Annotated in this window: 19 protein-coding genes and 2 pseudogenes; 12 read left to right on the forward strand and 9 right to left on the reverse strand. The window is 68.4% G+C overall.

Going from position 1 to position 23,434, the window contains the following annotated elements; all coding sequences use genetic code 11:
* Positions 1 to 10: 10 nt before the first annotated feature.
* Complete coding sequence (locus tag ABD481_RS33980; protein ID WP_344669933.1) at positions 11 to 289, reverse strand: hypothetical protein; 279 nt, start codon at positions 287 to 289, stop codon at positions 11 to 13.
* Positions 290 to 369: 80 nt separating this feature from the next.
* On the opposite strand from ABD481_RS33980, the gene ABD481_RS33985 reads away from it, so the two are divergent.
* Both ABD481_RS33985 and ABD481_RS33990 read left to right on the forward strand, forming a co-directional pair.
* A complete protein-coding gene (locus ABD481_RS33985) occupies positions 370 to 540 on the forward strand; it encodes a hypothetical protein (RefSeq protein ID WP_344669934.1) in 171 nt (56 codons plus the stop codon).
* A 62-nt stretch (positions 541 to 602) separates the two neighbouring features.
* Positions 603 to 773 carry a hypothetical protein gene (locus ABD481_RS33990; protein ID WP_344669935.1) on the forward strand — a complete coding sequence of 57 codons (171 nt, stop codon included), beginning with the start codon at positions 603 to 605 and terminating at the stop codon, positions 771 to 773.
* 999 nt (positions 774 to 1,772) lie between these two features.
* Here ABD481_RS33990 and ABD481_RS33995 read toward each other — a convergent pair.
* Both ABD481_RS33995 and ABD481_RS34000 read right to left on the reverse strand, forming a co-directional pair.
* Positions 1,773 to 2,396: a hypothetical protein gene (locus ABD481_RS33995; protein WP_344669936.1), complete on the reverse strand. Its 624-nt coding sequence runs from the start codon at positions 2,394 to 2,396 to the stop codon at positions 1,773 to 1,775.
* Positions 2,397 to 2,506: 110 nt separating this feature from the next.
* Positions 2,507 to 2,671 (reverse strand): hypothetical protein, encoded by a 165-nt coding sequence (locus tag ABD481_RS34000; RefSeq protein ID WP_344669937.1) that lies wholly within the window; start codon positions 2,669 to 2,671, stop codon positions 2,507 to 2,509.
* A gap of 417 nt (positions 2,672 to 3,088) precedes the next feature.
* Between ABD481_RS34000 and ABD481_RS34005 the strand changes: the two genes are divergently transcribed.
* The 6 genes from ABD481_RS34005 (at position 3,089) to ABD481_RS34030 (ending at position 12,628) form a co-directional block, all read left to right on the forward strand.
* Complete coding sequence (locus ABD481_RS34005; protein WP_344669938.1) at positions 3,089 to 3,541, forward strand: hypothetical protein; 453 nt, start codon at positions 3,089 to 3,091, stop codon at positions 3,539 to 3,541.
* Positions 3,542 to 3,865: 324 nt separating this feature from the next.
* Positions 3,866 to 4,060 carry a DUF397 domain-containing protein gene (locus ABD481_RS34010; RefSeq protein ID WP_344669939.1) on the forward strand — a complete coding sequence of 65 codons (195 nt, stop codon included), beginning with the start codon at positions 3,866 to 3,868 and terminating at the stop codon, positions 4,058 to 4,060.
* A gap of 156 nt (positions 4,061 to 4,216) precedes the next feature.
* On the forward strand, positions 4,217 to 6,625 hold the full coding sequence (locus tag ABD481_RS34015; RefSeq protein ID WP_344669940.1) for an ATP-binding protein: 2,409 nt from the start codon (positions 4,217 to 4,219) through the stop codon (positions 6,623 to 6,625).
* A 129-nt stretch (positions 6,626 to 6,754) separates the two neighbouring features.
* Positions 6,755 to 10,057 carry an AfsR/SARP family transcriptional regulator gene (locus tag ABD481_RS34020; protein ID WP_344669941.1) on the forward strand — a complete coding sequence of 1,101 codons (3,303 nt, stop codon included), beginning with the start codon at positions 6,755 to 6,757 and terminating at the stop codon, positions 10,055 to 10,057.
* Positions 10,058 to 10,610: 553 nt separating this feature from the next.
* Complete coding sequence (locus ABD481_RS34025; protein WP_425559360.1) at positions 10,611 to 11,837, forward strand: IS110 family RNA-guided transposase; 1,227 nt, start codon at positions 10,611 to 10,613, stop codon at positions 11,835 to 11,837.
* A 350-nt stretch (positions 11,838 to 12,187) separates the two neighbouring features.
* A complete protein-coding gene (locus tag ABD481_RS34030; protein WP_344669943.1) occupies positions 12,188 to 12,628 on the forward strand; it encodes a DUF6228 family protein in 441 nt (146 codons plus the stop codon).
* Between the two features lie 14 nt (positions 12,629 to 12,642).
* Here the strand turns inward: ABD481_RS34030 and ABD481_RS34035 are convergent.
* Positions 12,643 to 12,903, reverse strand: a pseudogene (locus ABD481_RS34035) (ATP-binding protein); the annotation flags it as partial.
* Between the two features lie 20 nt (positions 12,904 to 12,923).
* Between ABD481_RS34035 and ABD481_RS34040 the strand changes: the two are divergent.
* The 4 genes and pseudogenes from ABD481_RS34040 to ABD481_RS34055 form a co-directional block, all read left to right on the forward strand.
* A pseudogene (locus tag ABD481_RS34040) lies at positions 12,924 to 13,181 on the forward strand (ATP-binding protein); the annotation flags it as partial.
* Between the two features lie 30 nt (positions 13,182 to 13,211).
* Complete coding sequence (locus tag ABD481_RS34045) at positions 13,212 to 13,718, forward strand: hypothetical protein (RefSeq protein ID WP_344669944.1); 507 nt, start codon at positions 13,212 to 13,214, stop codon at positions 13,716 to 13,718.
* Positions 13,719 to 13,790: 72 nt separating this feature from the next.
* Positions 13,791 to 14,438 carry an integrase core domain-containing protein gene (locus ABD481_RS34050; RefSeq protein WP_344669945.1) on the forward strand — a complete coding sequence of 216 codons (648 nt, stop codon included), beginning with the start codon at positions 13,791 to 13,793 and terminating at the stop codon, positions 14,436 to 14,438.
* 1 nt (position 14,439) lies between these two features.
* Complete coding sequence (locus tag ABD481_RS34055; RefSeq protein ID WP_344669946.1) at positions 14,440 to 14,868, forward strand: integrase core domain-containing protein; 429 nt, start codon at positions 14,440 to 14,442, stop codon at positions 14,866 to 14,868.
* A 47-nt stretch (positions 14,869 to 14,915) separates the two neighbouring features.
* On the opposite strand, the gene ABD481_RS34060 is transcribed toward ABD481_RS34055, so the two are convergent.
* From ABD481_RS34060 to fxlM, 5 genes are all read right to left on the reverse strand, one after another.
* A complete protein-coding gene (locus tag ABD481_RS34060; protein WP_344669947.1) occupies positions 14,916 to 17,081 on the reverse strand; it encodes a thiopeptide-type bacteriocin biosynthesis protein in 2,166 nt (721 codons plus the stop codon).
* On the reverse strand, positions 17,063 to 18,286 hold the full coding sequence (locus ABD481_RS34065; RefSeq protein ID WP_344669948.1) for a lanthionine synthetase C family protein: 1,224 nt from the start codon (positions 18,284 to 18,286) through the stop codon (positions 17,063 to 17,065). The genes ABD481_RS34060 and ABD481_RS34065 overlap by 19 nt, the downstream gene beginning before the upstream one ends.
* Entirely contained in the window at positions 18,283 to 21,342 is a 3,060-nt protein-coding gene (locus tag ABD481_RS34070) for a lantibiotic dehydratase (RefSeq protein ID WP_344669949.1), read from the reverse strand. The genes ABD481_RS34065 and ABD481_RS34070 overlap by 4 nt, the downstream gene beginning before the upstream one ends.
* Before the next feature lie 78 nt (positions 21,343 to 21,420).
* Positions 21,421 to 21,624, reverse strand: coding sequence for an FxLD family lanthipeptide (locus ABD481_RS34075; RefSeq protein ID WP_344669950.1), 204 nt, complete (start codon positions 21,622 to 21,624; stop codon positions 21,421 to 21,423).
* A gap of 13 nt (positions 21,625 to 21,637) precedes the next feature.
* Positions 21,638 to 22,903 (reverse strand): methyltransferase, FxLD system, encoded by a 1,266-nt coding sequence (fxlM, locus tag ABD481_RS34080; protein WP_344669951.1) that lies wholly within the window; start codon positions 22,901 to 22,903, stop codon positions 21,638 to 21,640.
* Positions 22,904 to 23,434: the final 531 nt, after the last annotated feature.

Consider the following 23,434-nt stretch of genomic DNA (forward strand, 5'->3'; position numbering starts at 1 on the left):
CGCGCCGCGGCTACTCGTCGTCCTCGTCCACCAGCCCAAAGTCCTCGGCGAAGGACTCCAGGAACTCACGCTCCGGGCCGGGCCGGGCTTCGGCCGCGCGCTCGGCCATGACCTGCACCAGTCGCTGCCGCTGCTCAGGCGGAAGCTGACCGCAGACATACGCGATCCACTCCAGCGCCTTGGCCGCCCACCGCTCGTCCACGAGCTCCTCATCGGAGCCGTCCAGCCGAAACGCCAACTCGGCGACAAGCCCAGCCAGAGGCCGCACCAGCGGATCAAGATCAGTCATGACCGGGAACCTATCGAAACCCACCCACTACCGCGCGACCCGCATCCCCGTCACCACCAGGAAGAAGACCACATCGCACCATGACCGAGACCACCACCACGCCCCGACCCCGACTCCAGGCCCCGGCCTCCGCAGTCCCCGCGACCTCCGGCGCCGCGTTCGACGAGGCCGTCGCGCTTACCAAAGCGCTGACGCTACCACACATCCGCCGGGCAACGACCGACATCATCCCCGCCACCAAAGCTGTCTGATTCCAGGGGTAGGCCGGCCATCCCTAGGACCAGGGCGGTTTCCGCGAACGAAGGAGGAGCCCGTGGACCCCGACAAGAACGAGGGCCGCGGCAACGCAGAGCCCGGCAAAAAGCTTCGTCGGTTCGATTTCCGACGCTGGTGGAGGCCGCGGTGGGCCAGGAAAGCGCTGATGGCAGCAGCTGTCGCCGCTCAAGCCGCCGCTGCGCTGGATCAGCTGTGGAATAGCCGCTGACGCCCGACCCGGAAGGGACTCCGGCGGGTCAGGGCTTTCAGCGTTGAGCACGCAGGCAGCTTGATTGATCCTGCGGTCGCGCGGCAGCTGCCTGTTGTGCTGTCTGGCGCCAGTCGTGCCGACGTCTCACTTGAATGTAAAGCGTGACCCCTGGTCAAGTCGAGGCTACTCCCTCTGTTGACACCACCGGGCCGGCGTTGTCATTTTCCCTGCTCAACGGCCTGCTTCGGAGGGTCCCCAGAGGCTTGGTGTGACCTTTTTATCTACTTTTTGCCGTGGGTAGACATATTTTGCTCCGCTCGGGAAACGTGCTGGTCGAAGGCGCCTTGGTCCCTCGTCATTTTGGGTTGTCGAGCGATCTCGCAGTTAGAGGGCTCGGGCAGCCTTTAGGCAGGTAGTGGCCGACTAACAACGCGGGGTCAGGGACAATTGCTCGAAGCTGGGCTGCCGATCATGTAAGAGCCCGTATTCTTGTAGGATGAGCGTTGCTGCAGACGACCCTCGGTTCATGCTGCAAACCGCCATCCTCGGGTTCCACCAGGCTCGGGTTCGGTTTCAGCAGCATGAGGCCGACGCTGTGTTGGAAGCCGTAGTCGTCCCGCTCGCGGAGGCCATGTGGTGGGCCGTCAGCATCCATGAGGGCTTCACCGATCTCTGCGCAGCAGACTATGAAAAGCTGTCTGGCCAGGCCGGGGCTCTGGTGTTGCAGGGTGCCCGATATGCGCGCAATCGTTTGGGTCATCAGCGGGCTCTCGCCGTGACGCGCATCAACGGGATCATCCCGCCGATCACTCCGCCCCTGCGGATGTTCGAGTTCGTGTGGCGGCCGATCTTCCAGCGCCCGGCCGGCGGGACGCGGTCGGCCTCGCCAATTACGAGCAGTATCTGTCGGGCAGGCCTGCGCGTCAGACCTTGGACACGTGTGCGATGTGGTTCGAGACCTGCCGCAACCAGCTGCATAGCCACTTCGGGTTCACCTGGCCGGCAAGTCCGTCTGTGTCATGAAGTAGCAGGTTCGGCTTCAGTGTCGCTGTCGTCGTCGACCATCACGGTGATGCAGACGTTCGGCGAGAGGTCGTCGGTGCAAGAGCGGTAGCGCTCGTGAACGGCCTGTCGGCTGACGCCCAGTGCCGTGCCGATCTGCTCCCAGGTGCGTCCCGCGCGGCGAGCCTCAATCACCGCGGAGCGTTCCGTCTCCTCCAGCCACCAGCGTCGGAAGGAGCGGCAGATCCGTAGCCGGTCCATCGGCTCCTGCCCGGCGATGTTGTCCCAGCCTTCGCGTAACCGCTTGGCGGCGTCACCGAGCTTCGCCCATGCGTCGTCCTGCGCCTTGTCCTGGACGTGATCCTCCCACTCGGCTCGGGGTTTCCGCTCACTCAGTGCGCGGCTGACGCTGGTCCTGCCGTTGGCTGTGGTGCGCATGACCAGCGCATACGTGTCTTTCATTGCGATCTCGTCCTCGTCGGTGTGCCATCCGCATGAGCACGATGAGGCGAGTTGGATCTTTTCAGCGCCTTGCCGGGCGACGACCGTGGTCCATGGCTCGTCGAGCCAGACTGTGTAGCTCTCGACGGCGACGGCCCGTCCCGTGTGCTTCTGATCCTCGCTGACCCAGGTCGTCATTCGTCCGCCTCCAAAAAGTCCGTCAAGGAGTCTTGACGAACTTCAGGGTAGCAGGGGTCGGATACCCTCACGGCCGAACGGCGGCATTCCGGCGTGGCGTCGGCTGTTGATCAGCTGGGCGGCAGGTGCAACATCTTGCGCAGTTCGTCCGGGGTGTAGGTCTCGCGGACCTTCCCCCGGGCCTGGCGTTCCCGGGCTTCCTCCAGTGCGCGGAGGACTTCCGGCGGCAAGGAGCCGGGGGCTGGCAGGCCCCGTGTGCCGTCTGCCCGACCCACGTCGCCTTGTCCTCGATCTCCGCGCGAGTAGGGAGTATGGACAGCGCGAGCGGAAGCTTCGGCGTGGGCGTGATCTGCTCGTTCATCAAGACCCAGACCCTATCGGTCGTCGCGGCGCAGCCGGCGAGGGCATCTGCCCGGTCCGGCTGCGCTGCGGTGGAACGGCGGGACTAGCTGATCGGACGGCCCGGATCGTCGATCCAGAACTGGCCTGACCCGGTGGTGTGACTTGGATTGCTTTGCGGCGTGGACTTCCGCACGATATTTGGCGTGTTTTGTGCGGGCCTGGATGGTGTCAGGTTCGAGGCTGGCTGTTGCATGTTCTCGTAGCATTAGCGGCTCGCTGGGCGGTTGTGGGGTGACGCTTGACTGGGTGGACCCTTATGGACAGGTGTGTGCGGCACGTACGATCTGAGGGTGGATTTGGTGAATGTGGTGACCCCCGGCGCGCAGTCTCTGGTCACAGCGGTCCTGACCGATTCCTGGGGTCAGGTCCGCTCGGCGATAGCCCGGATGTGGGCACGACGCCGGTCTGACAGCGAACCCGCCGGCGCGGAGTCCGCCGCAGTTGTGGCCGCCAACACGGAGCTTGACCTCGCCAGGGAGCAAGCGCTCGCGATCGCGGGACAGGGACCGGAGCCGGAACGCTCCAGCAGGATGGAGTTGTTTTGGGTCGGCTATCTTGCTGGCCAGTTGGCGGCACGCCCTGAACTTGTTGATGCCGTCAAAGCGCTGCCTGCGCTGCTGGAGTCGCGGTCGGCAACGGCACCGGTGACGGTGGTGACGATCAACAAGACCGTCAGCGGGTCCGTACGTGGAAACGTCGCACAGACCGACGACGTTTCCGGAGGGATCAGATTCGGACGATAGTGCGAGACGATCCACCCGGGCGCTGGCAGAGTGCGGGCATCGGGGCGCAGCGGAGGCCGACGGTGGTGAATGGGCAGCGGCCAGGGTTGTGACCCTGATCGCTCTGCGGTGCGGACCTTTGCGTGGTCGTTGGCGCCTTTGGTGTTTCGGTGAGATGCCAGCCGTGTCGCAGGAGATTCCGGTTGAGGTCCGCAGCTTCCCGCACTCCGAAACCGAAGATCGTTCGCTCACGGCCGATTTCCGAAGACACGGCTGCACCGTGGTCGTTGAAGGCACTCTGTAGCCCATCCGGGGCTGTGGACCTAACTGACCAGGGGGTATGTGATGAGCGCACGGGGATGGTTCAAGAGCAGTTTCAGCGGGCAGCAGGGAAACTGCGTCGCGGTGCGGTTCGCTAGCGGCATGGTCTACGTGCGCGATGACAAGGTGGCCGACGGGCCGGTGCTGGCGTTCAATCGCGGTGAGTGGGAGGCGTTCCTGCTGGGCGCGTTCAACGGCGAGTTCGAGATTCCTCAGTAGGCACCTGGCCCCGGGATGTCTGCCCGACCGATGCTGACCGTGCCCGCCTGCTGGTGCAGGCGGGCACGGTTGTTTGCCGACCCGATGCGGGTAGCCTGACCTATGATTCAGGCTACTGATTCAGCCGGTAAAGCCGCATATGGTTGAGGGGCGCTGATGAGGCCGACCGACGATGCCGACCGGGCGGGTGTGTCCGCGGACTTGTCCGGGTCGGCTAGAGACGTGGTGCAGGCTCGCGATGTTTCCGGCGGCATCCACTACCACGTTCCCGCTGGCCCGGCGGTTACGGTGCCGCGACTGCTGCGGGCGGATGTGGCCGGGTTCGTCGGCCGGGATACCGAACTGACGGCGCTGGCCGGGGCTGTGGAGTACCGCGGCGGGCTGCGCCTAGTGGTGGTGACCGGTACGGCCGGGGTCGGGAAGACCTCGTTGGCGCTACGGTTCGCGCACCGGATACGTGCCGACTTTCCCGGTGGAGATCTGTTCGTGAACCTGCGCGGTTACGACATCGGTCCGCCGCTGGCGCCGGCGGAGGCGTTGGAACGCTTTCTGCGTGCCCTCGGCGTACCGGGCGGGGACATCCCGGCGGACCTGGAAGACCGGGCCGGGATGTACCGGTCGCTGTTGGCCGGTCGGCAGGTGCTGGTGGTGCTGGACAACGCCGCCACCGCCGGGCAGGTCCGCCCGCTGCTGCCCGGCGATGAGCGTTCGCTGGTGGTGGTGACCAGCCGCAGCCGCCTGTCAGGTCTTACTGCCCGGGACGGGGCACGCCGTATCAGCGTGGGACTGCTGGACCCGGCTACGGCCGCCGACCTGTACCAGGCCGCCGTCGGCGAATACCGCAGCCTCGATGACCGGGGGCAGGTTGCTGAGCTGGCTGAGCTGTGCGCCCGGCTACCACTGGCGCTGCGGATCGCTGCTGAGCGGGCAGCATCTCACCCGCTGATGCCGCTTCAGGAGCTGATCGGCGAGCTGCGGTCCGGGTCCGGGCTGTGGCAGGCGCTGTCGGTCGACGACGGGCAGGAGGCCGACGCCGTCCGCACCGTCTTCGCCTGGTCCTACCGGGCGCTGCCTGGCAGTGCGGCGCGGGCATTCCGGCTGCTCGGGCTGCACCCGGGGCCGGAGTTCGGGATCGGGGCGGCCGCCGCGCTGCTGGGATCCACGCACACCGCTGCCCGGACGATGCTGGACGTGCTGGCCGGCGCGCACCTGTTGGAACAGAGCAGTGCGGTCCGGTTCCAGTTCCACGACCTGCTGCGCGCCTTCGCCGCCGACAGCGCCGAGGGCGATGAACCCCCGACCGAACGCGAGCACGCACTGCTGCGACTGAAAGACTGGTACCTGCACACCGCCCGCGCCGCCACCGCTCTGGTCGAGAACTCTGTGGCAGACGTGGTGGACACGCCAGCCCTTCCGGGCGTGGAACTGGAATCGTTCGCCGACCGCAGGCAGGCCGTGGACTGGTATGCCGTCGAACGACACAACCTGATGGCCTTGATCCGCACTCTGGAGCAGGCCCAAGACCACAAGGCCGTGTTCCAACTCGCAGCCACCATGTACTCGCTGACATTCGTCCTGAACGCCTCTGACGACCGGATACAGTCCACACAGGCCGCACTGCGTAGCGCCCGCGCATCGAACGATCTGGCTGCCCAGGCACGGGCGCTGCGTAACCTTGCCATCGCACATCGGTTCGCCGGCAACCTAGAGCCAGCACTGATCCACGGCCAGGAAGCACTGGCTGCCTACGACACCCTCGGCGACGCTGTCGGCAGCGTTGACGCGGCCAACGCCGTAGGCCTGATCCTGATGCGCCGACGTGATCTAGACCAAGCCCTGCAGGTCTTCAACGATGCCACGACCAGGGCTGATACCACCGGCCAGAACCGCATGGCCGCGATCATGAAAATCAACATCGCCGATGTGCTCCAGCATCAGGGTGAGCTGTCCGCAGCTGTGGAAACCGCAGAACAAGCCCTGCCTGAGCTGGCCGCCGCCGACTACCAAGGCGGCATGGTGCTGGAGGCCTACGGCATCATCGTACGGGCGCTCACCGAGCTCGGACGATTCGAACTGGCACATCAGGCACTGGATGCCGCCGACCGCGACGCCACCGTCGGCGCGGATCCGGGGATACAGGTGGTCCTCATGGTCGACCGTGCCGAACTGGCTTTGGCAGAACAACGTCCCGCCGAGGCCGAAGACCTGTTGTGGCAGGCCCAGAACCTGGGGCAAGATCTGGGCAACCGCACCATCCAAGCTCGGGTGCTGACTGCGGCAGGACGCGCCCAGCACATGCTCGGCCGCCCAGAACAGGCAGCTGACTTTCACCGCCAGGCCGTCGCGCTGCTGCGCACCCAAGCCGACGGATACAAGACCGCGAACGCGCTGTCCCACCTGGCCGACACCCTCGACACCACCGATGACGGGCACGGCGCCGGTGACGCTACGGCCGCCCGGGTCGAGGCGGCCCGCCTCGCCGCCAACTACGACGATCCACGTGCCATCGAGTTGCGCGCTCACCTTCAGGCCGGACCGCACCCACCGACAACGACACAGTCGTGACCGCCCGCGCATGCTCGTTTCAGCATTGCGAATCGCCGGATACGCCACCCTGAACGACAACGCCACCAGGCAGGTTCCGCGGGCACACTGGTAGACCCGACAGGGCTCTGATAAGGGGGCGGTCCGCCGATGAACGGGGATCCGGGCACGACACCGGAGTTCGAGTTCCGCCTGATCGGCACCATCCGGGCACATCACCGCGGCATCCCAGTGGACCTGGGCGGGCCCCTGTCCCGCGCGATCCTGGCCGTCCTGCTCCTGCACCAGCGGCAGGCCGTACCGAAGGTGACGATCGCCGAGTACGCCTGGCCGAACGACCCGCCGGACACCGCCACCACCATGATCGCCGACTACATGTACCGGCTGCGCAAAGCCCTCACCCCCGCGCTGGGCCGGGACGTGTTGAAGGCCGTCCGCGGCGGCGCGTACCGCGTCAGCGTCGCCCCCGAACTCGTCGACGTCCACCGCTTCGACCTGCTGGTACGCCGCGGCGCCGCCAGCTTGGACGGCCATGAACCAGTCCTGGCCGCCGAGCACCTGCGCCGGGCCCTGGCCTTGTGGAACCCCGGCGCGATCGCCCTCGCCGATGCCGAATCGGCCTGGCTGCGCGCCCAAGCCCGCTCGCTGAACATCAAACGCCTCGGCGCCCTGGAGACACTGGCCGGCATCGAACTGGATGCCGGCCGCCCCCAGGCCGCCGCCGACCTGACACGGGACGTCGCCGAAGCACACCCCGAACGCGAAGGCCTGACCGTCATCACCGTCCGCGCCCTGACCGCGGCCGGGGAGACGACGGCCGCCGCCGGGCTGGCCGCAACCACCATCACGGCGCTGCACGGCCTGGGCCACGATCCCGGCCCGGCGCTGCGCGCAGCGCACTCCGCCGCCCTCAACCGCACCGGCCAAACCCCGCCCGCCAGCGCGGCGGGCCACGGACCACGTCACCAACTGCCGATGGACACCGTCCTGCAAGGCCGCGACCGAGAAGTCGCCGAACTGCTCGACCTCGCCGCTACCAACGCCGCCACCGACAATGACGCCGGCGGAGCGCCAGGCACGGTGGTGATCTCGGCGATCGACGGCATGGCCGGGATCGGCAAAACCGCCCTGGCCGTACACGCCGGCCATCTTCTCGCCGAGGAGTTTCCCGACGGGCAACTGTTCATCGAATTGCGCGCCCACATTCCCGACACCCCGCCGCGAGATCCCGGTGATGCTCTGGCTCAGATCCTGCTGGCCCTGGGCCTGGACCCTCGAAACATCCCCACGGAGTTGGAGGAGCGGGCCAAAACCTTCCGGGACCGTCTGGCTGGCACTCGCACCCTGATCGTGTTGGACGACGCCGTCACGGAACAGCAGGTTCGACCCCTGCTGCCCGGGACCGCCGGTTGCCTGGTGCTGGTCACCAGCCGCAACCGCCTCAAAGCCCTCGACGACGCTCACCCCATGCCCCTGGACGTCCTGCACCCGACTGATGCGGTTGCGTTGCTGCGTCGGCATGCCGGCGCCGGACGCATCCCTGCTGACGACCCGGCCGTAGCACGGATCGCTGAGCTGTGCGGCTACCTGCCGCTGGCACTGCGAATCACCGCCGCCTTCATGGCCCACCGCCGCACCTGGACCTCCGAACATCTGGAAGCCCGTCTGCGCGCTGGCCTGGCAGACCTGACGGCATTCGACGACGGCAACCGCCAAGTCGCCGCCGCCTTCAACCTGTCCTACGACAACCTCAACCCCGAACAGCAGACCGCGTTCCGGCACATCGGGCTCATCCCCGGTCCGGAAGCAGACGCCTACGCCACCGCGGCACTACTGACCACCGGCCGGCAGCAGGCCGATGCGCTGTTGCAGGAGTTGACCGACCGTAGCCTGCTCACCGAAACTACCCCCGGCCGCTACCGCCTCCACGACCTACTCCGACTTCACGCCCGCACCCAGGCCACGGCCATCGACCCTGCCGAACGGCGCGCGACGGCCCTGGACCGGCTCCTGCACTACTACGCCCACACCGCCCAAACCGCCTCCATGCTCATCGCCCGCTTGCCGCGCCGCGCACCCGACGGCCCGCCCCCCGCCCACGCCCCAGACCTCACCGACCCCGAGAGCGCCCAGGCCTGGATGCGCGCCGAACGCCCCAACCTGGACGCTGCGTGTACCCACGCCGACACTCACCACCTCGACTACCACACCATCCCGCTGGCCGACGGCATAGCCGAAATCTTCGACTCCGATGGCCACTGGACCCGTGCCCTACAGATCCACCAAGCCGCTGAGGCAGCAGGGATTCGGTGCGATCGGCCCGCCGCCCGCGCCGATACCTTAAGCGATCTGGGACGGGCGCGACAGCTGGCCGGGAATCTGCCGGGGGCAGCAGACGCACTGGAACAAGCCCTGGAAATCTTTCGGCAGATCGGCAATCGCCGCGGTGAGGCCACCGCACTGACCCACTTGGGGCGGGTTCGATACCTGGCTACGGATATGCTAGCTGCGGCGCATATCTTGGAGCAGGCGCTGGAGATCTTTCAGGAGATCGGTAGCAGTCTTGGTGAGGCTGGCGCCCTGACCTTCTTGGGGCAGCTCCGGTTTTATCTCGGGAACTCACCGGGGGCGATGGACGCGCTGGAGCGAGCGTTGAAGATCTCCCAGCGGATCGGCAGCCGTCACAATGAAGCTAGCGCCTTGACCTACTTAGGATTGACGCTTTTTCAGATCGGGGATCTTCCGGGGGCAGCAGACGCACTGGAACGGGCCCTGGAAGTCTTCCGGCAGACCGGGAACCGCCTCGGCGAGGCTGCCGCCCTGAGCAACCTAGGGCAGATACGGTTTCTGACTGGGGACTTGCCGGAGGCGGCGGAGGTCTTGGAGCGAACGTTGAAGATCTGCCAACAGGTCGGCAGCCGCGTCGCTGAGGCCACTGCTCTGGCCCACCTGGGGCAGGTACGATATTTGACTGCGGACTTGCCGGGGGCCGTGAACGCCCAGACCCGGGCTTTGGAGATCTCCCGGCAGATCGGTAATCGTGCCAGCGAGGCTGGCGCCCTAACTCACCTGGGGCAGTTGCGGTTCCATGTCGGGGATTTGCCGGGGGCGAAGGATAAGCTGGAGCGGGCCCTAGAGATCTTCCGGCAAATCCATGACCGTACTAACGAGGCTTGGGCGCTAAACTTCTATGCGGCCACCGTCGCCGCGCTCGGCGACCGTCTCCACGCCCTCACCCTCTACCGGCAGGCTCTGGCCATGAACCGGGAGCTGAACAAATCCGACGACGAAGCCATCTCCCTTGAAGGCATCGCCAACCACCACTTGGTTACCAGCAACCCCGCCGAGGGTATTGCATACCTAAACCAGGCCCTGGAGATCTACCAGCGGCTCGGCATGCGTCCGGATGTCGAACGCGTCCAGGTCAAGCTTTTAGAGCTCGACGGACAATAGCGGTGGGTGCCGGGGTGCCGATTTTTTCTCGAAAGAGCCCTAATGGGGTTGTAAGGGTTCCAAGGAAGGCCTCAACCTGGATGGTGAGTCCTCTTGTGAGGCGGACTGCTGGAGCCGGTTCGTGCAGGCGGAGGTCCGGGACGAGGTCTTAAAGAGCACGGAACCGTGAGTTCTCACGGAAGACTGACCTGCTCTGGGCCTCCGTGCACGCACGTGGATTGAGACGCGCCGATGCGCGCAGGATGTGGTGCGGTGCGGAGCCGGACTCGATGGAGTGGTTTGGCGGCTGGAGCCGTCGCTGTGGTCGTCGGTGCGGGAAGCATGCTCGTGGTCTGCTTGCCGTCTTCGCGGTCATCCCTGGATTCAGCCGGAAGCCTGTGACTTCCTGCGTCAGAGCGGGGCCCGCGCGGATCGCTAGGGTCGCGAACGGCTAATCGGATGTCGGACCTGAACGATCAGAGTCCTTCCATTAGGGAGCGCGCGCGATCTCGCTAGGCGTGCCGACAGGTCTTGTCCGACGATAGCAAGGGAGCCCGCATTGCCTGACAGCGCTGTGTTCTGCGGAATCGATTGGGCCAGCGACCATCACGACGTCGTCCTCGTCGGCCACGACGGCGGCTTGCTGGCCAAGGCCCGAATCGCCGATGACCCTGTTGGCCTGGCCACCTTGCTCGACCTGCTGGCCGGTCACGGGGAATCACCCCATGCCCCGATTCCGGTGGCGATCGAGACCTCCCGGGGCCTGCTGGTCGCCAGCCTGCGGACCACCGGCCGCCGCGTCTACGCGATCAACCCGATGGCCGCGGCCCGCTATCGCGACCGCACCGCGGTCACGGGCAAGAAGTCGGATCACCTCGACGCGATGGTGCTGGCCAACATCCTGCGCACCGATGCGGCGGCGCACCGGCCGCTGCCTGCGGACACCGAACTGGCCCAGGGGATCGCGATCCTGGCGCGGGCCCAGCAGGACGCGGTCTGGGATCGCACCCAGGCCGGGAACAAGCTTCGCTCCCACCTGCGCGAGTATTTCCCCGCGTTCCTCGATGCGTTCGGTGATCCGGCCAAGTTCACCGGCGCGGTGGCCCGCACCGTGCTGGCCGCGGCTCCGACTCCTGCCGGCGCCACGAAGCTGACCGCCGCAAAGCTTCGCGGCCTGCTGCGCAAAGCTGGCCGCCAGCGCGCCATCGACAAGGAAGCCGAGCGGATCCTGGCCGCCCTGCACGGGCCCCAGATGCGCCACCTTCCCCAGGTCGAAGAGGCGATGGGCCATCGCGCCCTGGCTCTGCTACGCCAGCTCGACGCTGCGTGTCAGAGCGCCGACGAGCTCGAACAAGCGGCCACTGACGCCTTCGCCCGGCATCCCGATGCCGAGATCGTCAGCAGCTTCCCGGGCCTCGGAGCGCTGCTAGGCGCCCGGGTCCTGGCCGAACTCGGCGACGACCGCGCCCGCTTCACAGATGCCCGTGCGCTGAAGGCCTATGCCGGATCCGCACCCATCACCCGCGCGTCCGGCAAGAAGATCAGCGTGCGAGTTCGTCGCGTCAAGAACGACCGTCTTGCCAGCGTCGGCTATCGATGGTCCTTCTGCGCGCTGACCGCATCCCCCGGGGGACGCGCCCACTACGACCGACGCCGCGAAGCCGGAGACGGCCACGCCGCAGCTCTGCGCAACCTCAACAACCGCTTCCTGGGCTGCCTCTATCACTGCCTGCAACACCGAGTCCGCTACAACGAGGCGACTGCGTTCCCAGGGCGCACGACCGACCAATTCCAGGCCTGATGCTGAGAACCGGGGTCGGCAGTGACTTGGATCTTTCGATCCGAAGTGGGGCAGGCGCTCCGACACCTGGATCGGATAACGGACCCTTATCTGGTGCATCGACGCAGCGGGACCTGTGGCTGTGCCGGGTGTTGGCAGAGCCTGGCCGTGACGTTCTCGCGTGGCCCCACCAGGACGCTCTGAGCAGGCTCCAGTCATAGATCGACTTGGAAGTTAGGGCGCCTTGCGGCGGCCCCGGATGTTGGCCCGAGTTGGCCCCGGTCGCATCGTCGCACCGTCCGGTTTCGTGTGATCTTCTGAAATCGGCCGCGACGGATCTGCGGTCGAGGGTTCGACTATCGTCTGTGGGCATGCACCTTGAAGATCGCGCGGAGTCCGAGGAGATCGTGATCCGCTGCCAGGAGGATCGCTCGACCCGCGTGCGGCTGTTCGATCCGGTCGGGCAGGGCGAGGACGAGCTGGCGTTTGGTATCGAGGTGCAGGCCGAAGGACTTCACGCTCGCCTGGAACACGTCGAGGTCCATGCCTGGCAGAGCGAGTTCCTGTCGACGTTCCTAGCCGGGCTCGCCGCGGACTTCCGGGGCTGGGATGGGGAGCGGCTCTGGCATACCAACCACCTGACGCTGTCGGCCACGTTCCGCTCCGGAGGTCATGTCCGCCTGCTGTGGACTCTGCGTTACTCGTCAGGCATGCCGGAGTCGTGGCAGGTTTCGGCGGCAACCTGGCTGGAGGCCGGGGAACAGCTGACGGAGGTCGCCGAGCAGGCGCGGGAGTTCCTGCGAGGCTGGTGAGCGTGGTCTGACGGTCACCCAATTGGTGCTTCCTGGCGGTTCTTGGCGTGGTCCAGCCGGTAGGACTGGTTGCCGGTCTCGATGATGGTGCCGTTGAACGTGAGCCGGTCGACGATCGCCCCGCAGAGCCTGGGATCGGTAAACGTCTTCGTCCAGCCGCTGAACGATTCGTTACTTGCTATCGCCACGCTGTTGTTCTCCTCCCTCTCGGTGAGAACCTGGAACAACAGCTCCGCTCCTCGGCGGTCCAGTTCGAGATAGCCGAGCTCGTCAACCTATGCGGATATCCGCATAGATCGACGAGCTGGGATACATGAAGCTGCACAAGCGCGGCGCCGAGCTGCTGTTCCAGGTGCTGACCGAGCGGGAGGAGAAGAACAGCGTCGCGATCGCCTCCAACGAGTCGTTCTCCGGCTGGGCCAAGACGTTCACCGACCCGCGGCTCTGCGCTGCGATCGTGGACCGGATCACGTTCGGCAGCAACATCATCGAGACCGGCACTGACTCCTACCGGCTCGCCCAGACCCGAGCCCAACAGCAGGCGACAGGTTGAGGAGCACATCCCGTTGAAGATCGAGGCCAGGTGTTGATCCCGCACGCGGGCAACCTTAGAGTCGAGGAACTCGATACACGCCTGGATACTCTGGAAGTTGCCATGCCTCGCCGGACACCGGGCGAGGTCAGGGCTGGTCAGCCCCGACGCCTCAAACATCACGCGCCGACAGTCATCCGTGGACTCTCGGCTTCAGCGAATCGCCAGATCGCCGACTTCGAACGAGCCAACGGGCTTCGTCAGGGCGAGGTGGCCTCAGCATTTCAGCGCTGGGCGCAGACAGCCCATCGGGCCAATCGGCGATCACCTCTCGGGGACGGCTACCACAACATGATCGCTACTGACGACCCGCTGCGCAGCCCATCCCCGCACATCAGGTTGACGTTGGAACACGCCCTCCACATCCTCCGCCGCAGAGCCCGACGGGAGCTGCACGCTCTGATCAACCCACTTGATGATCGCTACATCGCCCGAACGGTCAACAACCCGCATGCCCCGATCGACCTCCCATGGTGGTATCGCCGCATCGAGATCTGACCGCCGCCGCGCTCAGCCACGCTCCAAGTGGGGCCAAATCTCATGCCCGATCATGAAGCTCCGAGACCGTGAGTGGGGCCAGAACTCGTTCCTAGATGGGCCCAGTTCCCGTTCCTGAAATCAACATGGGCCGCGTTCCTGCGCAGCCAGGCCGACGCGCTGCCGGCGTGTGACTTCATCGAGACCGTCACACTGACCGGGCAGCGCCAGTACATCCTGGCCGTAATCGAGCACGTCACCCGACGGGTCCGGGTGCTGGGCGCCACGGCCCATCCCACCGCCGCCTGGGTCACCCAAGCGGCGCGGAACTTGGTTATGGACCTGGAAGACGCTGGAGCCACAGTCAAGTATCTGATCCGCGACCGGGGCGCGAAGTTCCCGCCGCTGTTCGATGAGGTCCTCGCACAGGCGGGGATCCGGGTCGTGTTCAGTGGCATCCGCATGCCGCGGATGAACTCGGTGGTGGAGCGGTGGGTGCAGACCTGCCGTCACGAACTGCTGGACCGCACTTTGATCTGGAGCCAGCGTCACCTGCTGCACGCCCTGCACGAGTACGAAACGCACTACAACCGCTACCGCGCTCATCAAGCGATGCAGCAGGCCGCTCCACTACGTGCAGTGCCCGTACCGATCACCGATCCACAGCGAGTCACGGACCTTGACATCCGCCGATACGACCGACTCGGCGGCATCGTGCACGAGTACCGACACACCGCCTGACATGCCGGGACGACATTATCGGCAGGCGCAGGGTCTCGAGGAGGCCGGTCATCGATTCACTCATCTGAGCCGGGGCCGGGATGCGAAGTTCACCGCTGCCTTCGACGTGGTGTTCGCTTCCATCGGCATCGACGTCGTGCTGACCGCGCCGCAGGCGCCCCGGATGAACGCAATCGCGGAACGGTTCATTGGCTCCGTCTGCCGCGAAGTCACCGACCGGATTCTGATCGCCGGCGAGCGGCATCTCTACATCGTGCTCACCGAGTACATCGCGCACTACAACGCCAACCGCAGCCATCAAGGCGAACATCGCAGGCTTCGTGCCCCAGATGACGACTCGAACGTCATCCCGTTTCCCACCCCGGCCAGCCAGATTCGACGCCGGCAACGCCTCGGAGGACTCCTAGCGCACTACGAGCCAGCTGTGTGAACGAGCAGGTCAAGGCCATTGGCCGAGATTTCAAACCAGGACAGGCATCAGCGGGATGTCGGGATCAGAGACTTGAAGGTGCCGGTGATGACGTCGGCCGCCTGACCGGTGGCGGTGGCGAGCCGGGTCTGTAGATCATGGGGGATGGATCCTCGGCGCAGCCCTGCGTTGGTGACGAGGTCCTGGAGGGTCGGATCGTTGGGCAGTGGGTCGTGCAGGGGTTCGGCATCGTCGAGGACGTCGCGCGCGGCGTAGGCGCTGCCGGATTCCTCGGCGTCGCGGGCGGCTTCGCCGCGCAGCAGCTCTGCGTGGCGCGGTCGCGTCGGTGCGAGCAGGTGCGCCGCGGTGAGGGCGAGTCTGATCCGGAACATCGTCATTACTGGTCCGGCGGCGGCTGCGCGCGCGGTTTGGATATCGCTGATCAGCGCGTCCGGATTACTCGTCCCTGCGCCGACGAACTCCCGCAGGCAGCCGGCAACTGCTTGCTGCCAGGGGTGAGCGGTCGTGCCCGAGTCGATGAGGGCCAGTGCGTCCTCGGATTGTCCTGCGCGAGCTGCGGCGATGACGAGCAGCTGGCGCGACTCGTGCATCTGTTCGGGCAGGTCGTCGTAGCGGCAGGCGTGCGCAGCGGCCTCGTCCCAGGCTCGTGCGGCGACTAGCGCACGGGTGCCGTCTTCGCGCATCGTTCGGCGTAGCCATTTCTGGAGCGGGTTGCGGTCGCCGCCGGGGTCCAGGAAGCCCTCAAAGGGGATCGTCAGGTCGGCGACGTCGACGGTGCCGCCGTGGAGGGCGGCGGTCTCGATCTGGGCGAGGACGTCATAGGCGTGCTTCGGGTCTCCGGTGCGCTGGGTGAGGCGGGCGAGGTTCACCAGCGGTTGCAGGGCGGCGATCGCCGGTCTGCCGGCTAGCGGCCATGCCTGGTGGAACAGGTCGAACTGGGCGAGGCTGAATTCTTTGGCCAGTTCGGGCAGCTCGCAGTCTGCGGCGATGAGGGCGGCGAGGTTCCAGGCCGCTGCGGCGTCGTTGATGCGCCGGTCAGGGTCGGCGTAGGTGGTGCTGTTGGCGGCGTATTCCTCCACGAGGGCGATCCGGGAGGGCAGGTCGCCGCAGTGCTGGCGGCCCTGGTGGATCAGCGGGAACCGGGCCAGCGCGGCGCCGTGATCCGATGGTGGCGCCGACGCGGGACTCGGCGAGCGGGGATGCGCCGAACGCTGTGGGGCACTGTGCGTCAGGACGCTTGGGCCGAGGATGGCGTGCCGTGCGGCGTGGGCGAGGACCGCCTGGGTGTGGGCGGGCAGTCCGAGCCGGTTCCAGTGGAAGATCACGTGGTAGCTGAGCACCTCGCGCAGCCCGCGGTGCAGCTGCCCGGCGGCGTTCGCGTCGGCGAGCGCACGCCCAGTGTTTCGGAACTCGGCGGCCCAGCCGGAGTGCCGGTCGGCTGGGCCGCCGTCGGTGAATATCGGCCCGTCGGGCGCGGTGTCGGCGAGCAGAAGGGTTCTCAGTGTTTCCGCCATCGCGGCGATCTTCTCGGCGGGGACGGCGGTGGGAAGGGGGCGTTCGACGGCCACGCGGTCCCAGACGTCGCCGCGTTCATACCATTCCAGGCGGGCTCCGTCGCGCATCAGGGCGCCACACAGCAGGATCGACAGCTCCCGCCGTCCCAGGCCGGCGCCGTCGGCGGCCAGATCGAGGACGCCTTTGCTGTCGGTGGCGAACAGCTGGTGGGCGGCGTCGATGGCCCGTTCGCCGCCGAATGCGGCGGTTTCGGCCTCGTACACACCTGGCCACCAGCCCTGGAGGTGACCGGCGGCGGTGAGTTGGTCGAGGTCGGCGGACAGTTCGGCGACGACGTCGTGGCGGCCGGGGCTGGGGCGAATGCGCAGGCGCCAGCAGGGGTGTTTGCGCATGAACCACCAGTCGTTGATCACGTGGCGGTGCTCGGCTGCGGTGAGGATCGGGAGCAGATGGGTCGCCGCGATGCGGTCGGCGCCGGTCCATTCGGTGAAGTGGAGGTAGAGCTGCTGCCAGCCGCTGTCGTGTTGGGAGGTCAGGGCGTGGTGGCCGGCCTGCCGGTAGATCTGGGCGGCGGCCGACAGATCTTCTGGCTCGAGGGCGAACATCTCGGCGGTGGCGCCCAGGTCGTCGCCGGCGAGGATCCGCCAGACGGCTTCTTCGGTCGGGAGTGTCGCAGCGGTTAGTTGATGAGCAGGCATGCGTCCCATCCGCAGGTCGGGGCGGTGTCGGTGGCGGCGGTGTGCAGCGCCAGGGCGGTGCCGGCGGTGCCGGTGAGCAGGCCGGGCCCGTGGCCGTGGGGTTGGGCCGCGGCGGCGGCCAGCTTGTCGGCCAGGCGCGGCAGCTGGTGGCGCAGCGCGGGGGTGGCCGCGTCGGCGGCGGCGCGCCAGGCGGTTTGGAACGTCCCGGCCCAGCCGTGGCACAGTCCTGCGTTGCTCAGCTGTTCCAGTTGGGTCTCGTCGCCCAGGCAGCCCAGCAGCGCGTCCTCGAAGTGCTGCTGAAGGGTGCGGTCGGCCAGGGCGAGCGCGGCGAGCTGGCCGGCGCGGGCGATGCCGGGGGTGCCGTAGCACCAGCTGGGCCGTGCCGGGCCGGTCTGCCGGGAGCGTCCAGAGCGGAGATCTTCGGCGCCGAGGTGTTCCGGCCACCAGCATGTGCCGTCCTCGTCGCGGTGCCACCGGTACAGCCAGCGGCAGATGTCGGCGATCGCCTGGTGCTGTCCCTCGACGGTGATGCCTTTTCGGGCGGCCTGGGCGAGCAGCGCCAAGGGCCCTGCGATGCCGTGGGCGGCGCCGAGGTTGGCGTGGCCGGGGTATCCCGCGGGCGCCTTCCGGGTCGGGTCGTGGCTGACCCACCAGCCCGGCAGCGCCCGGTCGCCGGCCGGCAGCGGTCGGGTGAGCGCGACGAGGTAGGTCAGGACCTGCTCCAGGGCGCTGCCGCCGGGATCGCGGCGCAGCAGCAGCGCGCCGATGCCGGTCAGGCCGGAGAATACGTCGTATTCGGCGAAGGCGGCTGGCCGTCGTTGCTGGATGCGGGTCATCGCCGCCTGGGTGCGGCGGTGGGCCAGCTGCGCCAGGGGCTGGTCGAGGTCGCCCAGGCCGGTGCGGTAGCGGGACGTGGTTCCGGCGGCGGCGTGCAGCACGAAGGCCAGGGCCGGGGCGCCGAGGAACAGGCCGGAGGTGTCGTGGTCGCTCACCGGGCCGCCGGCGGCGGACTGGATGAAGGAGTGCGCGGTGCGCCAGTTGTCCCGCCCGCAGCTCGCCCGTTCGATGTGGACCAGGGCGATTCCGGCGCTGCCTGCGGCGAGGTCGGCGCCCGTCCCGGTGTGACCGTACTTCTGCTCCGGCGGGGTGTGCAGGAGCCGGGCGTGGTCGTCGGCGGTCTGGGTGAGGTAGGCGGTGATCGTCATCGGTCGGCTCCGGTGGTGGCTTGTTGGCGCAGGGCCAGGGCTCGGGCCAGGCGGCCGGTGGCGCGCTCGGAGTCGGGGTAAGCGCCGACGACGCGCAGGTGGTGCAGGTGCAGCAGCGGCTCGAGCACGCCGATCGGGTCCCGTTGCGGGGACAGGGCGGCGGCGTACCCGGTCAGCGCCTCGCCGCGGCAGCGCCAGGCGTCACTCACCGTCTGGCCCGCGTCGGTTCCGTGAAGCGGGCCGAGCCCGTCGGCCAGGGACAACGCCTGGTCGCGCAGTTCGGGGTTGAGATGGCCGCTGGTCTGGGCGATCTCGCGCAGCACCCAGGCCCGGCCGGACGCCGGGTCGCCGGCCAGGGCCGCGGCGAGGTCGAGGAAGCTGGCCGCGGCCAGCGCCTGGGGGCGCAGCTCGGCGGCCCGCGCGGCACGGATCTGCGCGGTCGCGGCGGCGGAGTCCGCAGCGAACACCTCGAGCGCCGCGGTCAGCGCCTGGCCGTGTCCGTAGCGGCCGGTCGGCGGGGTCCAGTCGGTGATGTGCAGGCCGGATGCCAGCCGGTCGCGGTGCAGCGCCGTGGCCCAGGCAGCGGCGTGCGCTGCGGCTGGCGCGAACTCCTGCTCGTCGTCCAGGCGCAGGAAGACCGCTAGATGCTGGGCGGCGCGGTGGTCGCTCAGGTCGCGGTGCCGGTGAAACCACCAGGCCGAGACCGGCGGGCCGCTGGTCTCGATAAGGGCCGGTAGGTGGTCGGCCAGGATCTCCTCCATGCGCTCGGGATGAGCGCCGAGGCGCAGTGCCAGGACCGGCGAGACCGCAGGAAGCTGAAGGTCGCCGACCTCGACGACGGGCGGCAGGGCGGCGATGGTCCGGTGCCGGGGCACGGGCCGGCCGGCACGGGTCATGATCAGGAGGATCTCGTGAGCGCGGCCGATCCATCCGAACTCTTCAGGGGCGGGGCATTCCCGAAGCTCCAGATGGCCTCCGCGATCCAGCCGGGCGCGCAGCAGCTGCCGGTGCGCCCGGCGCCGGAGGTCGATGGGCTGGGCGCGTTCGTGGTCGACGATGGCCACGTGGTCCGGGACGCGCCAGTGCTCGCGGAAGCCGTCCAGCGCCGTGTCCCACTGCTGCTGGTCGGCCGAACGGCCGGGCAGTTGGTCGGCCCTCAGCAGCCAGCGGGCCGGGGAAAGGATGGTGCGGCGGTAGCGCACGCGCGGCAGGTAGGTCATGGCGCTGGCCGCGCCGAACGCGAAGGAGCTGTAGGTGGGGAAGCAGGCGATGGCGACCTCGGACAGGAAGCGGGCTAGCGGCGGGGTGTGGGAGGCGGCCTCCAGGGCGCTGGTGATCTGCGGGACGACCCGGCGGCCGGTGGAGATCTGGATCAGGAGCAGGTCCGCGCCTTCGGCGGTCACAGCGAGATCGTTCAGATCGATAACCTCCTGCTGGTCGCGATGCGCGTATTCGGCGATGCCGATCACGGCCGGGGTGAGGGCGGCGGTGCGGGCCACGTTCTCGCTGCGCCGCCAGCGCGGGGCGAACGACAGCTGGGCGGTGACCGTGTCGGGGCCGGCTGCGGTGAAGGTGGCGCGGATCGCGGCCTGGTCGGCCTCGGGCAGCAGGTGGGCGTGCCGTCCGGCCATGCTGCTGGCCGGGCGCGGGGTACCGGTCAGCAGCAGGGTGAACCGGCCGGCGGTCACGTCGTCGGCGCTGGCGGCCCGGATCGCGAAGGAGATCTCGGTGCGCTGCGGCAGCCGGGCTGGGTCGACGGGCGCGGAGGCCAGGTGGTCTATCAGGTCGTTGGTGAGGACGATCTCGCCGCCGGTCATCGTGGCCTGCTGGACCAGGCGAAGGATCTTGTCGTCGCGGTCGGACATCTGTCGCGGCCCGCGCTCGCGGCCGGAGCCGATGTACCCGGTCGGCAGGCCCAGACCGGAATCGGCGACCAGGTCCAGCACCGGCACCAGCGCGCCGGTGCCGTAGCGGGCGCGGAACGCGGTCTGGTAGTCGCGCCACGGCGGGTAGCCGCCCATGAACGGCGACAGCCGGTACAGCACCTCCACCGCGTCCCGGGCCTCGCGTGCCACCGCGGCGGGGATCTGTGCCTCGCAGTCGGCGGCCGCATCGACGATCAGCGGGGTGCGCTCGGCCTCGGCGAGGGCGGTCATCTGCTGGGCGAGCCCGGGTGGCACGGCGTCGAGCAGGCCGGCGCCCATCGTGTCGCAGATCGCGTACAACTCGGTGACTAGTGCGGCGATCTGGGGTATCTCCTCGGCGTCGGCCTGGCGCAGTACTGAGCACAGCGTGCCCAGCGCGTCGGGGTCGCTCAGCGGTATCTGCAGCGCGGTCAGCAGGAACTGCTGGCCGGTCAGTGCGGTCAGGACGGCGCTGATCTGCTCGGGCGTGGCGGCCGGGAACCGGTCCGCCAGCGCCTCGCGCAGCGCGCCGAACACGATCGGGGGCGTAGCCATCGACAAGGCGGCGGCTGCCGGAGCGGTGGCGCGCACCGAGGTCTCCGACAGCGCTTCGGCCCGAGCGTCACCGATCGGCGGCACCCCGGCGGCGACCAGGCGCCGGCCCCGTCGCACGACCGTGTTGTTCGCGACCACTGGCAGCCGCTCCACCAGCTCGGGGCAGCGGTGCAGCTTGGTTGTCACCTCGGCGAGCCACTGGCAGTCCGCCCGGATCGACAGGCGGTGGGCGCCGCCGTACTGGACCTTCGCCGGGCCGTCGATCCGCACCGGTGCGACGCCGGCCATGGAACCCAGCGGGGTCGGGCGCCGCTGCCACCGCAGCAGGTAGGCCGCCAGCGCGGAGGCGGCCCGGCACGCACCGGCCGGGTCTTGTCCGGGGTGTTCGGTCATCAGGTCCAGCTGGCGGGCCAGCGCCGGGCTGGCCACAACAAGCGCCGCGCGGACCTCCGCGCGCTGCCACACTCCCGCCGCCCAGGCTGTCGCGGCCTGCGGATCGGCGAGGTCCAGGCCGTCGGGCAGGTCCAGGCCGCCCGGGTCGGTGCTGACCCGCAGCAGCCCTGCCCCGCCCCACTGCCATCGGTCTGCTGGCTGCACGATCGTCCCCTCGATCCGGTGTCGACTCCGCTGGGCCCGGCCGGCGCCCTCGGCGGCGGCCGGGGGTACCCGGTCAGATCAGAACTGGTTGTTGCTCTCCGACGAGCACGCGGACGCGCCGTTGGAGCAGCTGGAGCCGCACCCGTCGTCGGTGGGGCAGCTGTTGCTGCAGATCGCCGCCTGGTGCGACAGCACCGCGCGGACGTCCAGGTCGAACTCGTCGTCCCAGGACGGCGCCTCCAGTAGCGCCGTTCCGTCGCCGGTCGCCTTGATCGTCGTCACGATCACACTCTCCTTACTGATGGTTGGGGTGGTGCAGGGTGTCTTGGCTGTCGTCGCCGGTCGGCTGCGGCCAAGAGATCAGGACCCGGGCGTGGCGCTTGGCTACGGCGAGGTCGGCGGCGGGCAGCTCCGCCTCGGGGGTGGCCGCCGGGTAGATGAGGTACTGCGGGCCGGGGCCGCCGCGGTGGTCGCGGTCCCAGATCGCCAGCTGCGCCGCGACCTGGTTCGCCAGGGCGGCGGGGTCCGGGCCGTAGGCGTGGACCTCCAGCGCCAGCTCCCTGTCTCCCAGGTCCCGGGTCGCCGCGTAGGCCAGGTTCGTGCCGTCGACGGCCGCCATGCCGGTGTAGCCGCCGCCCAGCGGCCGGTCCGACGCCTCGTTCGCCATGCGGTCGACCATGATCCGGCAGAATCCGGGGACCGTGGTGGCCAGCCACATCTGCATCGTCGCCCACGGCTCGCCGAGGCGAAGGCCCGCGCCGCTGTCCACCACCAGCGGCTCGAAGTCCAGCACGCCCGCCAGAGTCTCCGCGTCGGCCGGTGGCTGCTCGTCGAAGACCAGCGTGACTCCGTCGCGCAGCTTCAGCTCGGTGCTGTCGTGCGCGCCGGCGCCCTGCATCGGTACGAACCCGAACAGCCGCGCGGACTCGCTGACCAGCCGGTCGCCCTCGCGCGCCAGCGCCACGGTCCGCATCAGGCCCTGCACCTTCAGCGGGACCACCAGCAGTCCGCCCTCGACCAGCTGGTCGATCCAGGCCGGCGGAATGTCCCAGGCGCCGACCGTCACCAGGATCCGGTCGTAGGGTGCGAAGTCCGGCACGCCGTGCTCGGCGTCGGCCAGGACCACGTTGACCTTCGAGTAGCCGGCCTGCCCGAGGAAGCGGGACGCCCGGTCGGTGACGAACTCGTCGATGTCGACGGTCGTCACCCGGCCGTCCGGCCCGACCATCTCCGATAGGTAGGCAGCGTTCATCCCCCCGGAGCCGATCTCCAGCACGTTCATTCCCGGCTCGATCCGCGCCTGCTCCAGCATGTGAGCCTGCGCGTCGGGCGCCGACAGCGAGCTGAGCGCCCGCCCGGCGGCGTCCTTCTTGGTCACCAGTCCGTTCCACGGCTCGTAGACGGCCTCTAGGTCGACCTCTGGGGCGAAGGTCTCGCGCGGCACCATCCGCAAGATGGCCTCCACGCGAGGGGACACAATGGTCCCTGCCTGCTTCAGCTCCTCGACGGTGCGGTTGCGCAGTTCGGCCGAGCGGTCGGCGGCGGGTGTCGTGTCAGTCACAGATCTTCCTTGCTGTGGTGGTCGGTCGAGGGTCAGGCGCGCAACGTATCCGGACGGTTACGCTCCGGGGAAGGCGTCAGCGTATCGCCGGGTGTGGCGAAGCGGCGAGCTGTTTATCAGAGGTCTGTTTTGGTGCGCCCAGCGTCGTGCGCGTCGCGGGGCGCTGGCACGTCCGGCTCGTAGCGCGTTGCGGTGTGCGATCCGCGGCCGGGGTGTCGGCATCGTGCTGTTGTGGCGTGTCTGGGCGGTCATATCGGGCACTCCCCGTCGGCGGCGGTGCGGCTTTTAGAGGTCCGCGTCGTCCTGGTGCCGTTCGAATGGGTGATCGAACAGCTTGCCGGTCACGCTGGTCCCAGACCAGGCGTACACGGTGCGCCATGGCCTGTCGGCGCAGGTCGCGTCGCCGGCTGCGAACAGCGGGACGGTGCCGGGCGCGGTGGTGATGACGTCACGACATTGTCGGCAGGCGCAAGGGGCCGGGTGCGAACCTTGCACCCACCTTGCGCCAGCGAGTTCTGAGGCGGAATTGGG

This window comes from Catenulispora yoronensis (genome assembly GCF_039531695.1).
Classification (GTDB): Bacteria; Actinomycetota; Actinomycetes; order Streptomycetales; family Catenulisporaceae; genus Catenulispora; species Catenulispora yoronensis.